The following is a 19759-nucleotide window of genomic DNA, read 5'->3' as shown; positions in this document are numbered from 1 at the left end:
AACGATCAGACTGCAGAGATGACCTGGCGGCCCTTGTAGGTACCGCAGGACGGGCACGCGATGTGCGGGAGGGTCTTCTCACCACACGCGCGGTTCGGGCAGGTGACCAGGGTCGGCGCGGTGGCCTTCCACTGGCTGCGCCGCGACCGGGTGTTGGAACGCGACATCCGACGCTTGGGAACAGCCACGGCTACTTCTCCTCTTGGTTTTCGCTGACAACATCGGCATCAGATGCCGCGGCAGCGGTTTGGTCTTGGTGGTGGAACCCTCAGGCGGGGTCGCCGGTACCGGGCTCGTCAGTGGCGAAATTCGCCAACTTCGCCCAGCGAGGGTCCAGTATCTCATGCCCATGATCAGGACCCGCAATCGCCATCCGCACACCGCACTCGGGGCACAGGCCCGCGCAGTCCGGCGAGCACAGCGGCTGCAGCGGAAGCTCCAGCCCGATGGCGTCGAGGATCACCGGCTCGAGGTCGACGAGGTCGTCTTCCATGCGGTAGACCTCGGCATCCTCGGTCGTCTGCTCGGTGGTGCTGTCCGGATACGCGAACAACTCCGTCAGACGAATCTGCACCTGGTCGTCGAACGGTTCGAGGCAGCGCGAGCACTCCCCGGCCGTCGGACCGGACGCCGTGCCGGTAACCAGCACACCCTCCGAGACCGCCTGCAGTTGCAGATCGAGTTCCACCGCGGCATCGGCCGGGATGGCGATCAGGTCCAGACCCAGCCGCTCGTGGTCGGTGACCGTGCGACGCAGCTCCCGCATGGTTCCCGGCCGACGGCCGAGATTGCGGACATCCAGCACAAAACCCGCGTCGGACACAGGACCACTGGTCTTGCGTGGACGCGCAGGCGAACCGGAACCGGCCGACATTACGGACTCACTTACCGTTGAGGGGATAATGGGCAACCACTCCACAGTACGGCAGGACCCCGCCCGAACTCAAAACGCGTGCTCGCCTCGGCGGCGGCGCCCGGGGTTACTCAGCGGCGGCGCCGGCCTTGCTCAGCGCCGGTGGTCCGCAGCGTATTCCGGGTATTCGGCGGCCGGTGCGCTGCGCATCTGCTGACGACCGCGGGTGATCGAGCGCCGGGTGGTGTTGAGCGTCTCTTCCATGGACGCGAGCCTGTTGCCGAAATCGGCCATCTGCTCGTCGACGTAGTCGTCGCATTCGGTGCGCACCCGGTCGGACTCGGCGTGCGCCTCGTCGATCAGGCGGGCGGATTCGGCGTGCGCGACGCGCACCACCTCGGTCTGCGCGACCAGCCTGGCCTGTTCGGCCTTGCCGTCGGCGACCGAGCGCTCGTAGGAGGCCTTGCCCGCGTCGATGGCCCGGTCGGCGTCGATCTGGGCACGGCCGGTGAGCTCGTCGTATTCGGCATTGCCCTCGGCCACGACCTGATCGGCCTCGGCCTGGGCCGAAGTCACCAGGCGGTCGGCATGGGCGGTGGCCTCGGCGACCATCCGGTCGGCGTGGTCCTTGGCGTCGGCGAGGATGCGATCGGCCTCGGCGCGGGCTTTGTCGATGGTGGTGCGCGCCTGCTCGTTGGCCGTGGTGACCGTCGTTTCGGCGCCGCTGCGGGCATCGCCGACGATCTTGTCGCGGTGATCGAGCACGTCCTGGGCGTCGTCGAGTTCACCGGGGAGCGCGTCGCGGACGTCGTCGAGAAGTTCGAGGACATCGCCGCGCGGCACGATGCAGCTGCGGGTCGGCGGGATGCCGCGCGCCTCTTCGACGATGGCGACCAGTTCGTCGAGTGCTTCGAATACGCGATACATGCTCACTACCCTCCTGCGGACTCACGGCGAAACCACTACCGCCGACGCCCAGTGTGCCTGTCGTTGGCGGCTGTGCCGAATGTCGTCGCGGTGTGTCGCGACAGTGTCCAAGATCGCACAGATATCAAGTGGAGTGAAGCCCTCCACTTCGGTTACCATCGGTAGGCACGACAACGCCGTCCGCCGGGAAGCACCGCAACCTTTTCACTGTTGCACTCCTCGACGTCTGTTCATTTGGGGATCGGAGTCGACCATGACCCTCCTGGAAACTCCTAGGAGTCCGGTGTCGCACGTGGCGGGCATGTTCACTCCCTGGACCGGTCCGTTCCCCGCGGTGACGCCGAGTGAAGTCGCACCCGCGCTGCGCCCGCGGCTCGAGGGCGCGCTCACCTATCTGCGCGGCGACCGCGCCCTGCCCCAGCTCTTCCGATTCGCCCTCGTCGGCGGGTCGAGCAATATCGCCTATGTGCTGCTGTTCTTCGCAATGCACGGCATCGGCCCGCTGGTCGCCAATGTGGCCGGATCGGTGGTCAGCACGATCATCGCCAACGAATTCCACCGTCAGCTCACCTTCCACGCCACGGACCGGGTCACCTGGTTCACCGCACAGTGGGAAGGTGGCGGGATCGCGTTGATCGGACTCGCGATCACGACCGCGTCTTTGGCCGGACTGGATTTCTGGGCGCCCGGCCTTGGTGACATCACGCAAGCGCTGACGGTCCTCGCCATCACCGCCGCAGTCGGCGGCATGCGCTTCCTGGCCCTGCGGGGGCTGTTCCGCCTCCCTGTCCCGCCTCCCCGCGACATCTAGCCACAGCTAGGCGGTTGAAGAGTCGCGTTGGCGGCCGGCGGTTGGGGTATCGGGCTCGGTTAGCTCCTGGCTGGTGAGTTACCCATGTTCTTGCGAGATCACTTCGTGCGTTCAGCCAGGCGGGCGAGCAGGCGCTTGTGGACCGCCGGGGGGAGCATGTCGCTGACGTCGCCGCCGTAGGCCGCTACTTCTTTGACCAAGGAGCTGGACAGGAAGCTCAGGGACGGGTTGGTGGCGATGAAGAAGGTGTCTACGCCGGCCAGTTTGTGGTTCATCTGGGCCATTTGGAGCTCGTAGCCGAAGTCGCCCGCGTCGCGCAGACCCTTGACGATCGCGCTGATGCCTTCCTGCTTGGCGAAGTCGACCGTCAGACCCTGCCAGGACGCGACGCGCACGTTCGGCAGGTGCGAGACCGATTCGCGCAGGAGTTCCATGCGCTCCTCGACGGTGAACATGCCCTGTTTCTTGGGATTCACGTTCACCGTGATGATCACCTCGTCGAACTGTGCGGCCGCGCGGGCGAACACGTCGAGGTGACCGTTGGTGACCGGGTCGAAGGAGCCGGGGCACAGTGCTGCAGCCATAGGTCAGACGCTAGCACCGAACTCGGCGAGCTCGATCCTGGTCTCCCCGTACTTGCGTGCCTTCAGTGCCACATAGCCTGCGGGCCAGCTGATTTCAGGTGAACGACTCGACCGCTCCACCACCACCAGCGCCTCCGGTGCGAGCCAGCCGTTGCCCGCAAGGGCGGTGAGGTCGGCGATCACGTCCTCGGTGCTCACGTCGTAGGGCGGATCCGAGAACACCACGTCGTAGGCCCGCGGCGCGGCGTGCTTCAGCACCGCGGACACACTGCCGAGCCGCAGTTCCGCGCCGGGCAGACCCAGCTCGGCGATATTGGCGCGCACCACCTCGGCCGCCTTACGGTCGGACTCGACGAGCAACGCCCGCTCGGCCCCGCGCGAGAGCGCCTCCAAGCCCAGCGCACCCGAGCCCGCGTACAGGTCGAGGACCGTTGTCCCGTCCAGATCGAGGCGAGCGTCGATCGCGCTGAACAGGGCTTCACGCACCCGGTCGGAGGTAGGCCGGGTACCGGCGGGCGGCACCTTCAAGCGCCGCCCGCCTGCCACACCCGCGACGATGCGTGTCATTCCGACTCGCGTGCGACCAGTTCCACCAGCAGGTCGCCGCCCTCGACCTGGGCCACCTTGGTGGTCGCGATCCGGCCGACCACACCACCGCGCGGCGCGGTGATGGCCGCTTCCATCTTCATCGCCTCGATGGTGCCGACGGTGTCACCGGCGTGGATCTCGTCGCCTTCGGACACCGCGAGGGTGACCACACCGGCGAACGGTGCCGCGATGTGACCGGCGTTGTTCTTGTCGGCCTTCTCGGCCGCAGGCACCTCGGAGGCGACGGACCGGTCACGCACTGCGACCGGGCGCAACTGCCCGTTCATGATGCACATCACCGTGCGCATGCCCTTCTCGTCGGGCTCGGAGATCGCCTCGAGGCCGATGAGCAGGGTGACACCCTTCTCCAGCTGCACGCGGTGTTCCTCGCCGCGGCGCAGGCCGTAGAAGAACTGGTTCTCCGACAGGCCGGTGGTGTCGCCGTACTTCTCGCGATGGGTGTTGAACTCGGCGGTCGGGCCGGGGAACAGCAGCCGGTTCAGCGTTTCGCGGCGCTGCGCGGACGAGCCGTCGAGTGCCAACTGGTCGGCCGCGCTCAGCGGGGTCTCGGGCTTGGGTTCGTTGCGCCCGGCCAGTGCCTTGCTGCGGAACGGCTCGGGCCAGCCGCCCGCGGGGGTGCCGAGCTCGCCGCGCAGGAAGCCGATCACCGAATCGGGGATGTCGTAGCGGCCCGGATCGGCGGCGAAGTCCTCGATGTCGACACCGGTGCCGACCAGGGCGAGCGCGAGGTCACCGACGACCTTCGACGACGGGGTCACCTTGATCAGGCGGCCCAGCAGCCGGTCGGCGGCCGCGTACTTGGCCTCGACCTCTTCGAACCGGTCGCCGAGGCCCAGCGCGATCGCCTGCTGACGCAGGTTCGACAGCTGACCACCGGGGATCTCGTGGGTGTACACCCGACCGGTCGGCGCGGGCAGACCCGACTCGAACGGCGCGTAGACCTTGCGCAGCGCCTCCCAGTACGGCTCGAGATCGCACACGTTCTGCAGGTTCAGCCCGGTGTCGTGTTCGGTGTGCGCGGTGGCGGCCACGATCGCCGACAGCGCGGGCTGGCTCGTGGTGCCCGCCATGGCCGCGGACGCGCCGTCGACCGCGTCGGCACCGGCCTGCCAGGCCGCCAGGTAGGTGGCCAGCTGGCCGCCGGGGGTGTCGTGGGTGTGCACGTGCACCGGCAGATCGAAGTTACTACGCAGTGCGGTAACGAGTTTCGCGGCGGCGGGGGCGCGCAGCAGACCGGCCATGTCCTTGATCGCGAGCACGTGGGCGCCCGCGTCGACGATCTGTTCGGCCAGCTTCAGGTAGTAGTCGAGGGTGTAGAGCGACTCGTGCGGGTCGAGCAGGTCGCCGGTGTAGCTCAGCGCGACTTCGGCTACGGCAGTACCGGTTTCGCGGACCGCGTCGATCGCCGGACGCATCTGGTCGACATTGTTGAGCGCGTCGAAGATGCGGAAGATGTCGATACCGGTCGTGGCGGCCTCGGAAACGAAAGCGCGCGTGACCTGTTCGGGGTAGGGCGTGTAGCCGACGGTGTTGCGACCGCGCAGCAGCATCTGCAGGCAGATGTTCGGCACGGCTTCGCGCAAGGCCGCCAGGCGTTCCCACGGGTCCTCGTGCAGGAACCGCAGTGCCACATCGTAAGTCGCGCCGCCCCACGCCTCGATCGAGAGCAGCTCCGGGGTCAGCCGCGCGACGTGTCCCGCCACACCGAGCAGACCGTTGGTGCGCACGCGAGTAGCCAGCAGCGACTGGTGTGCGTCACGGAAAGTCGTGTCGGTGACGCCGAGCGCCTTCTGTTCGCGCAGGGCACGCGCGAAACCCTCCGGCCCGAGGGTGAGCAGGCGCTGGCGCGAACCGTCCGGCGGCGGCAGCGTCAGGTCCACGGCGGGCAGCTTGTCGTAGGGGTACACCGTGGTCGGGCGGTCGCCGTTGGGCTTGTTGACGGTGACGTCGGCCAGGTAGGTCAGGATCTTGGTGCCACGGTCGGCCGATCCGCGCGAGGTGAGCAGCTCGGGACGCTCGTCGATGAACGAGGTGGTCACCCGGCCCGCCTGGAAATCGGGATCGTCGAGCACCGAGAGCAGGAACGGGATGTTGGTCGTCACGCCACGAATACGGAATTCGGCCAGCGCGCGCTGGGCGCGCGCGGCGGCGGCGGGCAGGTCGCGACCACGGCAGGTGAGCTTGACCAGCATCGAGTCGAAGTAGGCGCCGATCTCGGCGCCCAGGTTCGCGCCGCCGTCGAGACGGATGCCGGCGCCGCCCGGCGTGCGGTAGGCGGTGATGCGGCCGGTGTCGGGACGGAACCCGTTGGCCGGGTCCTCGGTGGTGATGCGGCACTGCAGCGCGGCGCCGCGGATCTGCACCGTCTCCTGACTCAGGCCCAGGTCCGCGAGGGTCTCACCGGCGGCGATCCGCAGCTGCGACTGCACCAGGTCGACGTCGGTGATCTCCTCGGTGACCGTGTGCTCCACCTGGATGCGCGGGTTCATCTCGATGAACACGTGGTTGCCGCGCTCGTCGAGCAGGAACTCCACGGTGCCCGCGTTGATGTAGCCGATCTGACGGGCGAACGCCACCGCGTCGGCGCAGATCCGCTCGCGCAGTTCAGCAGACAGGTTCGGGGCGGGCGCGAGCTCGATCACCTTCTGGTGGCGGCGCTGCAGCGAACAGTCCCGCTCGAACAGGTGCATCACATTGCCGTGCTGGTCGGCCAGGATCTGCACCTCGATGTGGCGCGGGTTCACCACCGCCTGCTCGAGGAACACCGTCGGATCACCGAACGCCGACTCCGCTTCGCGCGAGGCCGCTTCGATCGACTCACGCAACTGCTCGGGCGCGGCGACCCGGCGCATGCCACGACCACCACCACCGGCGACGGCCTTGACGAAGATCGGATACTCGAGTTCGGCTGAGGCAGTGAGCAATTCGTCGATATCGGCCGAGGGCTCACTGGACTTCAGCGTCGGCAGCCCGGCCGCCTTGGCCGCGGCGATGGCCGTGGCCTTGTTGCCCGCCATCTCGAGGATCTCGGCGGTGGGGCCGATGAACGTGATTCCCGCGGCGGCACAGGCCGCGGCGAGGTCGGGGTTCTCCGACAGGAATCCGTAGCCGGGATAGATCGCGTCGGCACCGGCGGCCACCGCTGCGTCGATGATCGCCTCGATCGACAGATACGCGCGAACCGGGTGACCCTGTTCACCGATCTGATAGGACTCGGCCGCCTTGAGGCGATGCACGGAATTGCGATCCTCGTACGGGAACACCGCGACGGTTCCGATGCCGAGTTCGTAGGCCGCGCGGAAGGCACGGATAGCGATCTCACCACGATTTGCGACCAAGACTTTCGAGAACATTGGCCTACGGTACCCGGCCACGAGCCGGTGCCGGACACGCAAGGTGGCTTCGCAGCAATCTTCACACCGCACACCCGCCTACCTGCGAAGTTGCGTTCATCAGGCCGTCACATTTCACCGCGGGGAGCGGCCTGCGGTGCGCGTGGACAATGTGGCGCAACCGCAGGTCACGGCACTGTTCGCCACGGGGCGGTGACCCGCGCCCCCATCGAGGGCCTATGCTGGGGGCGCAGCTGGTTCGCCTGCGCGGTGGAAGAGTCGGAGCCCCGACCTCCCGCGTAGGCGTCGAAACCCGGGTGCGGATCATGTTCCGCACCGGGTGAGAGGGAACCCGGTGAGAATCCGGGACTGTCCCGCAGCGGTGAGCAGGAACGACCGCCGTCATCAGCACTGGGCAGCATGCCTGGGAAGCGACGGCCAGTAGGTCGGTCGATCACACGACCGGTGCCCGCGAGTCCGAAGACCTGCCGACTGTGCCGGATACGCCGTATCCGGCGGCCACCGCCTCGTGGATCGGGCGCGCGGACCACCGATGCCGACCCGTCGTAGTTTTCGCGACATGGTCCGCACCTGGTGGCGTGTGCCCGCGAAAAGGCGACGGCTCTCCCTGCACGACACTGGAGAATCTCCGTGACTGTTTCACACACCCCGTTCACCGCAACGGTTCTCGGCCTACCGAGAGTGGGCCCGAACCGGGAACTCAAGCGCGCCACCGAGTCCTACTGGGCGGGCCGTGCCGATGCCGCGCACCTGCACGCGGTCGGCCGTCAGCTCCGTCGCGCCCAGCTCACCGAACTGGCCGCGGCGGGACTGGATTCGGTGCCGGTGGGCACCTTCTCCTACTACGACCAGATGCTCGACACCGCTGAACTGCTCGGCGCACTACCGCCGCGCGTGGCCGGGATCGCCGATCCGCTCGACCGCTATTTCGCGGCCGCGCGCGGCACCGACACGGTCGCTCCGCTGGAGATGACCAAGTGGTTCGACACCAACTACCACTACCTGGTGCCCGAAATCGACGCGGCCACCACCTTTTCGCTGCATCCCGGCAAGCTGCTGACCGAACTCGACGAGGCGATCGAGCTCGGTGTCCCCGCACGTCCGGTGGTGATCGGTCCGATCACCTTCCTGAAGCTGGCCAAGGCCGCCGGCGGCGCCGCGCTGGAGCGGCTGCCCGAGCTGCTGCCGCTGTACCTCGATCTGCTGGCCCAGCTGGCGGATGCGGGCGCGCAGTGGGTGCAGATCGATGAACCGGTGCTGGTCACCGACCTGACCGAGGCGGAGATCGCCCTGGTCGGCCAGACCTACCGCGCGCTGTCGGCCGCGCAGAACCGGCCCGCGATCCTGGTCGCCACCTACTTCGGGCACCCCGATGCCGCACTGGCGGCGCTGGCCGAGACCGAGATCGAGGGTGTCGCGCTCGATTTCACGGCGGGCTCCGATATCCCGGCAGTCGCGGCGCTGCCCGCCCTGGCTCGCAAACTGCTGGTGGCGGGCGTGGTCGACGGCCGCAATATCTGGCGTGCCGACCTCGACGCCGCCCTCGGCACCCTGGGCACCTTGCTCGGCAGCGCCGAGGCGGTAGCGGTGTCGAGTTCGTGCTCGCTGCTGCACGTGCCGTATTCGCTGACCCCCGAGACCGGACTCGATGAGCGGCTGCGTTCGTGGCTGGCCTTCGGCACCGAGAAGGTCGGCGAGGTGCGGGTCCTTGCCACCGCGCTCACCGCGGGTGTCGACACCGTCGCCGGCGAACTGGCCGCGGCCCGCGCCGCCGCCGACTCACGCCGAACCGACCCGCGTCTGCACAACGACCAGGTCCGGGCCCGATTGGCCGCGCTCGACGACAACGACCTGACCCGCGCCCCCGCCGACGAGCGTCGCGCCCTGCAACGCGATCACCTCGACCTGCCGGTGCTGCCGACCACCACCATCGGCTCCTACCCGCAGACCTCGACCATCCGGCTGGCCCGCGCCGCGCTGCGCAAGGGCGAGATCGACCAGGCCGAGTACGTGCGGCGGATGCGGGCCGAGATCGCCGACGTGATCACCCTGCAGGAAAAGCTCGGCCTCGACGTGCTGGTGCACGGCGAACCCGAACGCAACGACATGGTGCAGTACTTCGCCGAACTGCTCGACGGTTTCGCCGTCACCGAGGCGGGCTGGGTGCAGTCCTATGGCACTCGCTGCGTGCGCCCGCCGATCCTGTTCGGCGATGTCACCCGGCCCGAGGCTATGACGCTGTCCTGGATCGGGTACGCCCAGTCGCTGACCACCAAGCCGGTCAAGGGCATGCTCACCGGCCCGGTGACCATCCTGGCGTGGTCGTTCGTCCGCGACGACCAGCCGCTGGGTGACTCGGCCCGCCAGGTCGCGCTCGCCATCCGCGACGAGACCGTCGACCTGGAAGCCCAGGGCGCGCGGATAATCCAGGTCGACGAGCCCGCCCTGCGCGAGCTGCTGCCGCTGCGTGCCGCCGAACAGCCCGCGTACCTGCGGTGGTCGGTGGATTCGTTCCGCCTCGCCACCGCGGGCGTCGCCGACACCACCCAGGTGCACACCCACCTGTGCTACTCGGAGTTCGGCGAGGTCATCTCGGCGATCGCGGGCCTGGACGCCGATGTCACCTCGATCGAGGCGGCGCGCTCACACATGGAGGTTCTCGACGATCTGAACGCGGCCGGTTTCGCGCTCGGCGTCGGGCCGGGCGTCTACGACATCCACTCGCCGCGGGTGCCGTCGGTCGAGGAGATCACCGTCTCCCTGTCCGCCGCGCTGAAAGCGGTGCCTGCCGAGCGCCTCTGGGTGAACCCGGACTGCGGTCTGAAGACTCGCGGACCGGTGGAGGTCGAGGCATCACTGCGGAATCTGGTGACGGCCGCCGCGGCACTGCGCTGATGTAGCGGATCCGAGCACAACGACCACTGCCCCGGACGGAGATTCCGCCCGGGGCAGTGTGGTCGCCCGGCTCAGCTCGCCCGAGCGACCGGAACCAGGCGCTGCGCCACGCCGCGGTACTCCGACAGTGGCCGGATCAGCGCGTTGGCGGCCGACTGCTCGGCGATGTGCGCGGTCCAGCCGGTGATCCGGCTCATCACGAAGATGGGCGTGAACATCTCGATATCGAAGCCCATCAGGTAATAGGCCGGACCCGCGGGGAAGTCGAGATTCGGTGCGATGCCGGTCTTCTCAGCCATCGCGGCGGCGAGCTCGTCGTACATCCGAACCCACTGCTGTCCACCGGTTACCGCCGCGACCTCGTCGAGGGCGGCCTTCATGGTCGGCACCCGGGAGTCGCCATTGCGGTACACGCGATGCCCGAAGCCCATCACCTTGCGCTTGGCGGTGAGGGTTTCGGCGACCCATACCTTCGCGCGTGCGGGATCGGCGATCTCCAGCATCGTGTGCATCACCGCCTCGTTGGCGCCGCCGTGCAGGCGACCCTTCAAGGCGCCGATCGCCGCGGTGAGCGCGCTGTAAGAGTCCGAGCCGGTGGAGGTCACCACGCGCGCGGCGAAGGTCGAGGCGTTGAAACCGTGCTCGGCGTAGAGGATCAGCGAGATCTCGAACGCGCGCACGATCCGCGGTTCCGGTACCGCGCCGAAGCACATGTACAGGAAGTTCTCGGCGAAGCCGAGCTGGGAATGCGGTGCGATCGGGTCGAGGCCGCGCCGCCTGCGCATCGCCGTGGCGATCACCGTCGGCAGCAGGGCGGTCAGTCGCAGTGCGGCGTCGAGTCTTTCGCGCTCGCTCTCGCTCTCGGAGGCGGCGTCCTCGGTGCCGAGGTAGCTGACGACCGTGCGGACCGCGTCCATCGGGTGGCAGGTGTCGGGCATTTTCTCCAGCAGCGCGAGCACTGACCGGTCGATCCGGCGCTGGGCGCGTTCTCGCTGGCAGAGCAGTTGCAGCTGGCCCTCGTCGGGGAGTTCGCCGTACCACAGCAGGTAGGCGACCTCCTCGAAACCGCAGCGTGCGGCGAGGTCTTGCACCGGGTAGCCGCGGTAGGTCAGCGAGTTGGTCTCGGCGACCACCTTGGAGATGCTGGTCGTGTCGACCACCACCCCGGCCAGCCCCTTGGCGATGACGGATTGTGTCGGCTGTCCACTGGTCATGGTCACTCACTCACCGTGAAATCGAAGATGCCGGAGTCGAATTCGTTGTAGTGCCGGTAGCCGAGCAGCTCATAGAGCCGCGACCGGTGCTGCATGCGGTCCAGGAGTGCCGATTGCGTTCCGGCCGTGGCTATCTCGCGCAGGCCGTCTTCGATCGCGCCCATCGCCAGTCGCAGTGTGGTGACCGGGTAGATCACCGCGTTGTAGCCCAGATCGGTCAGCGTCCGCGTGCTCAGCAGCGGGGTCTTGCCGAACTCGGTCATATTCGCGAGCAGCGGGATATCCACGGCCGCACGGAACTTCGCGAACTCGGCCTCCTCGGCCAGTGCTTCGGTGAAGATCAGATCCGCGCCTGCGTCGGCATAGGCCTTGGCCCGCTCGATCGCCGCGTCGAGACCCTCGATCGCGCGCGCGTCGGTGCGGGCGCAGATCACGAAGTCCGGATCGCGGCGTACTGCCACGGCGGCCCGGATGCGGCGCACCATCTCGGCGGTATCGACGACCGCCTTACCGTCGAGGTGCCCACACCGTTTCGGGTTGACCTGATCCTCGAGATGACAGCCGGCCAGGCCCGCGTCTTCCAGCAGGGTCACCGTGCGGGCCGCGTTCATCGGCTCACCGAAGCCGGTGTCGGCGTCGATGAGAACGGGCAGATCGGTGGCGCGCGCGATCTGGCGGCCACGTTCGACGACCTCGGTGAGGGTGGTCAGGCCGATATCGGGCAGCGCCAGCTCGGCCGAGATCACCGCGCCCGACACGTAGACGCCATCGAATCCGATCTCCTGGATCAGCTTGGCCACCAGCGGGTTCACCGCTCCGGGCCATCGTTGCAGGCGACCGGAGGCCAGCCCGGCGCGGAATATCGCGCGTTTCTGCGCGGCGGTGGTGTGCGCGGCGAGCAGTCCCGAAACAGTCATCAGAACAGCCCTTCCCGTGCGGCGGGCAGCCGGTCGAACAGCGCCGGGTCGACCGCGAAGGTGAGCTGATCGAGTTCTCCCTCGCCGAGTTCCGGTGTGCGCTGGGCGGCATCGAGGAAGCGGTCCTGTTCGGCGGGTGTGACGACACCGTCGGCGAGGGCGCGGAACTTCTCGAGGTACTGCTCGCGCGCGAACGGCCGCGCGCCCAGCGGATGCGCGTCGGCGACCGCGAGTTCGTCGACGATCACCTCGCCGTCGTCGAGAGTCACCACCGCACGTGCGCCGAAGGCCTTCTCGGCCGGATCGGTCGCGTGGTAGCGGCGAGTCCACTCCGGGTCCTCGACCGTGGAGATCTTGCGCCACAGCGCCACCGTGTCGGGTCGCTCGGCACGTTCGGGGGCGTAGGAGCGCTCGTGGTGCCAGGCGCCGTCCTGCAAGGCGACCGCGAAGATGTACGGGAGCGAGTGGTCGAGGGTCTCGCGGCTGGCGTGCGGATCGAACTTCTGTGGGTCGCCGGATCCGGTGCCGATCACATAGTGCGTGTGGTGGCTGGTGTGCAGCACGATCGAGGCGATGCGGGCGGTGTCGGTGATCCGGTCGCGCAGTCGACGGGCGAGGTCGATCGGGGCCTGGCTCTGGTATTCGGCCGAGTGTTCCTTGGTGTAGCTGTCCAGAATGGCTCGCTTGGCCTCGCCAGGAGTCGGCAGCGGCACCTGATATTCGGCATCCGTGCCGCCGAGCAGCCACGCGATCACACCGTCGGCGCCCTCCCAGATGGGCGCGGGCGCACCTTCACCGCGCATCGCCCGGTCGACCGCCTCGACGGCCATCTTCCCGGCGAACGCGGGCGCGTAGGCCTTCCAGCTGGAGATCTCGCCCTTGCGTGACTGCCGGGTCGCGGTCGTGGTGTGCAGCGCCTGGCCGACGGCTTGATAGATGGTTTCGGTATCGAGACCGAGCAACGTACCGATGCCGGCGGCGGCCGACGGGCCGAGGTGAGCGACGTGGTCGATCTTGTGTTCGTGCAGGCAGATCGCGCGCACCAGGTCGATCTGGATCTCGTAGCCGGTGGCGAGACCGCGGATCAGCTCGGCACCGCCGCACCCCGCGTGCTGGGCGACGGCCAGAATCGGCGGGATATTGTCGCCCGGATGCGAGTACTCCGCCGCGAGGAACGTGTCGTGGAAATCGAGCTCGCGCACCGCGACCCCGTTGGCCCAGGCCGCCCACTCGGGCGAAACACGCTGTGCGCCGGGCAGTCCGAAGACGGTGGCGCCGTGGCGCGGCGAGGCGGCGAACAGCGGATGCGCCGAGGCCTGTGCGCGGGCGGTTCGGACCGGACCGCGCAACACCGACGCCGCGGCCACGGCGGCATTGTCGATGATCCGGTTGACGATCATCTCGGTGACCTCGCCGGATACCGCCACCGGATCGGCAGCGACCTCGGCGATCAGCGTGGCCAGATGCTGTGACCGCGGAAAGTCCTCGGCGGCCCCGACGCTACGAACGATATGGGTTTTCAATGGCATGGTTCGCACGCTACGCACCGGATCAGAAACTGGATATGAGCTGAACAAGCGTATTTTTGCGTGCGATGGGCGACGAATCAGCAACTATTGCGAAGATCGGTGATCAGCATCGAATCGGTGATACCGAAGCGCTATGGTGATTTCTCCCGGCAAACAGGCGGGCAGCACGTGAACTTTGCCATGCCACGGCCTGCTCCTTCGCATGTTACGCACGGGTAGCCACCGGTAAAATCCCTTGCAGGACTGGACTTCTCCCGAGGCATTCGCCACTTTCAGCAAACATTGCGAACACCTCGCGTTAGGATCTGCGACGTGCGGAAGATGTACGCGGGGGCCAGGCTACGAAGGCTGCGCGAAGAACGGCGGATGACCCAGGCAGCGCTCGCGAAATCGCTTGACCTCTCACCCAGCTATCTCAATCAGCTCGAACGTGATCAGCGTCCGCTGACCATTCCCGTGCTGCTGAAACTCAACTCGACCTTCGACCTCGACGTGCAGTTCTTCGCCGCCGACTCCGATGCGCGGCTGGTCTCGGACCTGCACGAGGTGCTGGTGGAAGCCGCGGGCGGCGGCGATACCGCACCGATCACCGAGGTCGAGGAACTGGCCACCAGACTGCCCGAGGTGGCGCGCATCGTGATCGCGATGCACCGGCGGCTACGCGCGGCGACCGACCAGCTCGACCTGCTGTCCTCGCGCGTCGACACGCCCGCAGGCGCCCCGGGCACACCCATGCCGTACGAGGACGTGCGCGATTTCTTCTACGACCATCGCAACCACATCTCGACCCTCGACCACGCCGCCGAGCAACTGTTCGAGGAATCCGGTCTGAGCATCGGCTCGCTGGATCGTCAGCTGGCCAGGATCGCCGAGGAACGCGCGGGCGTCACGGTGCTGGTGCGCGGTGACGGCGCCGACCCGGCCATCCCGAAACGTCACTACGACCCCGACACGCGAACCCTCACCCTGGCCAGGCGACTGCGTCCCGGGCAGCGCGCCTTCCAGATCGCGACCACTCTCGGTCTGCTCCTCTACGGCCGCGAGATCGACAACGTGCTCGCCGAGTCAAGGGCGCTCACCGGCGAATCCCGCACGCTGGCCAGAGTCGGGCTGGCCAACTACTTCGCCGGCGCGCTGATCCTGCCCTACGGGCGGTTCCTGCGTTCGGCCGAGGAACTGCGCTACGACGTCGACCTGCTCGCGCTGCGTTTCGAGGTCGGTTTCGAGACGGTCTGCCACCGGCTCAGCACACTGCAGCGGCAGGGTCAGCGCGGTGTGCCGTTCTTCCTGGTGCGCACCGACCGGGCGGGCAATATCTCGAAACGCCAGTCCGCCACCGCGTTCCACTTCTCCCGAGTGGGCGGCAGTTGCCCGCTGTGGGTCACCCACGAGGCGTTCGCGCACCCAGGCCGCATTCTCACCCAGATCTCGGAGATGCCCGACGGGCGCCGGTATCTGTGGATCGCCCGCACCACTCCCCCTGCCGCGCAGGGGTTCGGGACGGCGTCGAAGAACTTCGTCATCGGGCTCGGCTGCGATATCGAATACGCCGACCGGCTGGTGTATTCGCAGGGGCTGCAGCTCGACGATCCACAGGTGGCGGTGCCGATCGGGGCCGGGTGCAAGGTGTGCGAGCGGCCCGCGTGCCCACAGCGCGCGTTCCCGCAGATCGGGCGCCCCCTGGCCGTGGTCGAACACACCAGCACCGATCTGCCGTACCCGCGCCTACCTCGCTGACACCGCGCCGTAGGCGCATCGAAACGGCGCGGCTCGCCGACTGCGCCGTGCTCCTCCGCCCGAGACCGGACCGGGTCGGCGCCCGACCGTGTGGATGATCAGGACTTGGCGAGGTATTCGATGCGTTCGCCGTCTACGGCGGCGTGCATCATGCCCGCCAAGCCCGGATGGTTCACCAGGCCCGGGTCCTCGGCGACGACCTGCCTGGCGAGTTCCTGTGCGGCGGTGATCACCTCGAGGTCGTCGAGCAGCGAGAGCAGGCGCAGCGACCGGGCGGTACCGGACTGCGCCGAGCCGAGGACATCACCTTCGCGCCGCTGCCGCAGGTCCAGCACCGACAGTTCGAAGCCGTCGGTGGTCGCCGCCACCGCCTCGAGCCGCGCCATCGCCGTCCCGCCGGGCGCGGCATCGGTGACCAGCAGGCACAGGCCGGGATGCTTGCCGCGGCCGATGCGCCCGCGCAACTGGTGCAGCTGACTCACGCCGAATCGGTCGGCGTCGACGATCACCATCACGGTCGCGTTCGGCACGTCGACACCGACCTCGACGACCGTGGTGCAGACCAGGACATCGATCGCCCCGTCGTTGAATTGACGCATCACGTGGTCTTTTTCGTCGGACGGCAGCCTGCCGTGCAACAGGCCCACGCGCACACCGGCGAGCGGACCGGCGCCCAGCGTCTCGTAGATCTCGACGGCGGCCGCGGTGGTCGGTCCTTCCTTGTCCGCCTTCTTGCCCTTCACCGGTGGCGCGTCGGGGTCCTCGCCGATGCGCGAGCACACCACATAGGCCTGCCTGCCCTGGCCGACCTCTTCGACGATGCGTTCCCAGGCGCGCTCCACCCAGCCCGGATGCAGTTTGCGCGGTACGACTTTCGACACGATCGGCGAGCGCCCCTTGGGCAGCTGGGTGAGCGTGGAGGTCTCGAGGTCGCCGAGGGTGGTCATCGCGATGGTGCGCGGGATCGGTGTCGCGGTCATCACCAGCAGGTGCGGGCTGATGCCGTCTTTCGCCTTGGCGCGCAACGCGTCTCGCTGCTCGACGCCGAAGCGGTGCTGTTCGTCGACCACCACGAGGCCGAGGTCGTAGAACTCGACCGCGTCCTGGATGAGCGCGTGGGTGCCGATGACGATGCCGGCCTCACCGGTCATCGCGTCCAGCAGCGCCGTCTTCTTCGCGGCCGTCGACATCGATCCGGTGAGCAGGACGACCTTGGTCGAGTTCTCGGCGGCACCGAGTTCGCCCGCGTTGCCGAGGTCACCGAGCATGGCGCGCAGCGACCGATAGTGCTGCGCGGCAAGGACTTCGGTCGGTGCGAGCAGTGCGCATTGACGGCCCGAGTCCACCACCTGGAGCATGGCGTTGAGCGCCACGATCGTTTTGCCCGAGCCCACCTCGCCTTGCAGCAGCCGGTGCATCGGGCGGGTGCGCGACAGGTCGTGCGAGATCTCCGCCAGCACCTGCTGCTGACCTTCGGTGAGCTCGAAGGGCAAGCGTTCGTCGAAGGTGGCGGCGATACCGTCGGTCGCGGGCGGACAGGCCGGGGCGGTGCGGCCCTCCACCTCGTGACGGCGTTCGGCCAGCACGAGTTGCAGTGCGAGCGCCTCATCGAAACGGAGCCTGTCCCTTGCCTTTTCGATGTCCAGCTTGTGCTCGGGCAGGTGGATCAGGCGCAGTGCTTCCGAGAGCGGGAGGAATTTCCGTTCCTCGCGCAGGTCGGCGGGCAGCGGATCCTCGATGGGGTCGAGCTGGTCGAGCACCTGGCGGATGCAGGCAAGCAGATCCCAGCTCTGGACCTTGGCGGTCGCCGGATACACAGGAACGAATTCGCGCTCGAAGAACGAGGCATCCACTCCCCCGGCGCCTTTCGCACTCTGCGCGAGGCCGCGCAGCGCACCGCTGCCACGCACGGACGTGAGTTCCTCCACGCCCGCCTCCGGCTTGTCGGGCAAGATGAGGTAATCGGGGTGCGAGAGGTTCCAGCGGTCGGGCCGCCACCAGTGCACGGTGCCCGACATCATCGCTCGCACACCTTCTTTCACCAGATAGCGCACCTTGTCACCGTTGAAGAAGGTGGCCTCGAGTGGACGCTGGGCGCCGGTGTCGAGCTGCACCTTCAACAGCGAGCCGCGGCGGTTCTTCATCGGGCGCAGTTCGGTTTTCGTGATGCGGCCGATGACGGTGATGTGCGCGCCCTCCTCCGGTTCCTCCTCGGTGAGGGGCTGACCCTGGGTCGCGTAGCGCACCGGATAGTGGCGCAACAGATCCTCGACCGTGGACATGTCGAACGCCTCGGTCAGCCGGTCGGCCGCCTTGACGCCCAGCACGTGGTCGAGCCGGTCACTCAACGTCGCCATCTACTCGACCCCTATCTGCACCAGATCCGCTTGCTGCCCACCGGAATACACGACCACCTCGACGCCGGGGAACCCGGCCGTCACATGGTCGGCGAGCACCTGTGCCAGCTCGGGCCCCGCATCGGCGCCCATCAGCAATGTCACCAATTCCCCACCGAGACCGAGCATTCGGTCCAGCAGGATGCGCCCCGCGCCGACCACATCGGGGTCGATCACCACCACATCGTGGCCGACGAGGCCGAGTCCGTCGCCGGGGGAACACATTCCGACCATGGTCAAGGCCCGCACCCGCGCCGCCCGCAGGGCACCCCACCGGGTGGTCGCCGCCGCCTCCGACATCGCGAACGCGTCATCCACCGCGATCCGCCCCCGATCGTGCACCGCCAGCGCCGCGAGGCCCTGCACCATCGACGCACTCGGCAGCAACAACACATCACGCGACCCGTCACGCGCGGCCACACCGACCGCGACGAGTTCCTGCGCGGGCAACGCGCCGTTGGGCAAGACCAGCACCTCCCGATTCGGCATCCCGCGGATCGCCCGCAGCAGGGTGCTCGTATCGAGTTGCCGATCCCCACGCAACACCACCGCGCCCGCGTCCTCGAACAGGCGCGCGGCAGCGGCACCGCCCACCACCGCGAGGACGCCACGGTCAGCGAGGTCGTCACCGGTGCGGACCTCGCGGTCGACGAGACCGGGCGGCCGGTCGTGGCTCGCGCGCGGCTCGCGCGCCGCGGAGCCGTCCAGGTAGTACGCGTGGTGGGTGGCGTCGTGCCCGTGGTTGCCGCTATGGGGTGCGGTCACCGCGAAACTCTCGATCCGAATGCTCGTCACCGTGCCTACCGCGAGCCCCGCCTCGATGGCCGCGCCCGCATCGCGACAGTGCACATGGGCGGACCAGGTTGTCTCGCCGTCACCGACCACCACCACCGAGTCACCCAGCACCGCGAGCCGATTCCGCAACCCACCCGCGGCCGCCTCGTCGGTGCCGGAGATCACGTACATGACCTCGAAATGCGGATCGGCAGCCTGCTCGCGAGGATCGCGGTCGTCGACGAAGTCGGGAGTCCGGCACGGTTCGTCGGCGGCGCGCCGGCTGCCTTCGGGGTGGTCGTCTTCGTTGGTGCCTGCGGGTCGCCGATGCGGTCCGTGGTGGTCCGCGCGTTCACCCCGCGTGTACCTGACTCGTTCCGGCGTCTCACCGCAGACTTCGGCCACGAGGCAATCGAGCAGCACCAGCAGTCCGCGCGCTCCGGCATCGACGACTCCGGCGGCGCGCAGCACGCTCAGCTGGGTCGGGGTCTCGGTCAGCGCACGTGCGGCACCCTCGGCGGCGGACCGGGCGACCGCCGCCAGCGAGGGTTCCACTGCTTCGGCGGCAGCGGCCGCGGCGCGGTCGAGAACTGTCAGGATCGTGCCCTCGACCGGGGCACTCAGTCCGGTGCGAACGAGCACCGCCGACCGCCGCAACGCCACCTGCAGCCGCGCGCCGGTCAACGGACCAGCGACAACGGCCTCCGCGACGCCGCGCAAGACCTGCGACAGGATGATGCCCGAGTTGCCGCGCGCACCCGTCGTGGCACCACGGGCCAAGGCCTGGGCGATGAGGTGAGCCGAAGGCCCGTCGACGCCGGTAGCTTCCGCGTGGTGATCGCCGAGGCTCGCGAGCCCGCTGCGGCCGTGCCGTTCGTGGGCGCCGGAAGTGGCGGACTCCACGCCGAGCACCGCGCGGTCCGCCGTCGCGACCGCGGCCCGCATGGTGGCGAGGAGGTTGGTTCCGGTGTCGGCGTCGGCGATGGGGAAGACATTGAGCGCGTCGATCTCGGCACGACGCAGTTCCAGGTCGGTGCGGCACCTGTGGGCCCAGACCAGCAGATCGGGACCGTCGAGAGACTCCCGCACGTGCGACACCGCCACCTCGCTCCCCGTTCTGCGTACCCGCGCGCCGAGCACGCACGCCAGGTTAGCGGCAG

General features: G+C 68.4%; 14 protein-coding genes and 1 riboswitch. Of the genes, 3 read left to right on the top strand and 11 right to left on the bottom strand.

All coding sequences use genetic code 11. The features are described from left to right. Window positions 1-5 precede the first annotated feature (5 nt). From rpmF to ACTWPB_RS16155, 3 genes are all read right to left on the bottom strand, one after another. Window positions 6-188: a 50S ribosomal protein L32 gene (rpmF, locus tag ACTWPB_RS16165; protein WP_446221488.1), complete on the bottom strand. Its 183-nt coding sequence runs from the start codon at window positions 186-188 to the stop codon at window positions 6-8. An 80-nt stretch (window positions 189-268) separates the two neighbouring features. Next, window positions 269-874 carry a YceD family protein gene (locus ACTWPB_RS16160; protein ID WP_446221487.1) on the bottom strand — a complete coding sequence of 202 codons (606 nt, stop codon included), beginning with the start codon at window positions 872-874 and terminating at the stop codon, window positions 269-271. A gap of 132 nt (window positions 875-1006) precedes the next feature. Further along, a complete protein-coding gene (locus ACTWPB_RS16155; RefSeq protein WP_446226363.1) occupies window positions 1007-1780 on the bottom strand; it encodes a DivIVA domain-containing protein in 774 nt (257 codons plus the stop codon). Window positions 1781-2063: 283 nt separating this feature from the next. Here ACTWPB_RS16155 and ACTWPB_RS16150 point away from each other — a divergent pair, with 283 nt between their 5' ends. Continuing rightward, window positions 2064-2591 (top strand): GtrA family protein, encoded by a 528-nt coding sequence (locus tag ACTWPB_RS16150; protein WP_446221486.1) that lies wholly within the window; start codon window positions 2064-2066, stop codon window positions 2589-2591. Window positions 2592-2689: 98 nt separating this feature from the next. Here the strand turns inward: ACTWPB_RS16150 and coaD are convergent, their stop codons facing one another. Genes coaD through ACTWPB_RS16135 form a run of 3 tightly spaced genes read right to left on the bottom strand, consistent with a single transcriptional unit; the run spans window position 2690 to window position 7137 of the window. Next, window positions 2690-3175 carry a pantetheine-phosphate adenylyltransferase gene (gene coaD, locus ACTWPB_RS16145; protein WP_446221485.1) on the bottom strand — a complete coding sequence of 162 codons (486 nt, stop codon included), beginning with the start codon at window positions 3173-3175 and terminating at the stop codon, window positions 2690-2692. A gap of 3 nt (window positions 3176-3178) precedes the next feature. Next, a complete protein-coding gene (rsmD, locus tag ACTWPB_RS16140) occupies window positions 3179-3742 on the bottom strand; it encodes a 16S rRNA (guanine(966)-N(2))-methyltransferase RsmD (protein ID WP_446221484.1) in 564 nt (187 codons plus the stop codon). Continuing rightward, on the bottom strand, window positions 3739-7137 hold the full coding sequence (locus tag ACTWPB_RS16135) for a pyruvate carboxylase (RefSeq protein WP_446221483.1): 3399 nt from the start codon (window positions 7135-7137) through the stop codon (window positions 3739-3741). The genes rsmD and ACTWPB_RS16135 overlap by 4 nt, the downstream gene beginning before the upstream one ends. Window positions 7138-7437: 300 nt before the next feature. Continuing rightward, window positions 7438-7623: riboswitch (cobalamin riboswitch) on the top strand. Between the two features lie 144 nt (window positions 7624-7767). Here ACTWPB_RS16135 and metE point away from each other — a divergent pair. After that, a complete protein-coding gene (gene metE, locus ACTWPB_RS16130) occupies window positions 7768-10032 on the top strand; it encodes a 5-methyltetrahydropteroyltriglutamate--homocysteine S-methyltransferase (RefSeq protein ID WP_446221482.1) in 2265 nt (754 codons plus the stop codon). Between the two features lie 71 nt (window positions 10033-10103). On the opposite strand, the gene ACTWPB_RS16125 is transcribed toward metE, so the two are convergent. The 3 genes from ACTWPB_RS16125 to ACTWPB_RS16115 are packed head-to-tail and all read right to left on the bottom strand — an operon-like array spanning window position 10104 to window position 13686. Continuing rightward, window positions 10104-11246, bottom strand: a complete 1143-nt coding sequence (locus ACTWPB_RS16125; protein ID WP_446221481.1) for a bifunctional 2-methylcitrate synthase/citrate synthase — start codon at window positions 11244-11246, stop codon at window positions 10104-10106. A gap of 2 nt (window positions 11247-11248) precedes the next feature. Further along, a complete protein-coding gene (gene prpB / locus ACTWPB_RS16120) occupies window positions 11249-12163 on the bottom strand; it encodes a methylisocitrate lyase (RefSeq protein ID WP_446221480.1) in 915 nt (304 codons plus the stop codon). Beyond that, the gene (locus ACTWPB_RS16115; protein WP_446226362.1) at window positions 12163-13686 is read right to left on the bottom strand and encodes an MmgE/PrpD family protein; all 1524 of its coding nucleotides are present in this window, start codon (window positions 13684-13686) and stop codon (window positions 12163-12165) included. The genes prpB and ACTWPB_RS16115 overlap by 1 nt, the downstream gene beginning before the upstream one ends. A gap of 318 nt (window positions 13687-14004) precedes the next feature. Here ACTWPB_RS16115 and ACTWPB_RS16110 point away from each other — a divergent pair, with 318 nt between their 5' ends. After that, window positions 14005-15429, top strand: a complete 1425-nt coding sequence (locus ACTWPB_RS16110; protein WP_446221479.1) for a short-chain fatty acyl-CoA regulator family protein — start codon at window positions 14005-14007, stop codon at window positions 15427-15429. A 98-nt stretch (window positions 15430-15527) separates the two neighbouring features. Here ACTWPB_RS16110 and recG read toward each other — a convergent pair whose 3' ends face one another. Continuing rightward, a complete protein-coding gene (gene recG, locus ACTWPB_RS16105; RefSeq protein WP_446221478.1) occupies window positions 15528-17786 on the bottom strand; it encodes an ATP-dependent DNA helicase RecG in 2259 nt (752 codons plus the stop codon). Further along, window positions 17787-19697 (bottom strand): DAK2 domain-containing protein, encoded by a 1911-nt coding sequence (locus tag ACTWPB_RS16100; protein ID WP_446226361.1) that lies wholly within the window; start codon window positions 19695-19697, stop codon window positions 17787-17789. Window positions 19698-19759: the final 62 nt, after the last annotated feature.

Source organism: Nocardia sp. IBHARD005, from assembly GCF_052814245.1.
This window is presented reverse-complemented; position numbering and strand designations above follow the sequence as displayed.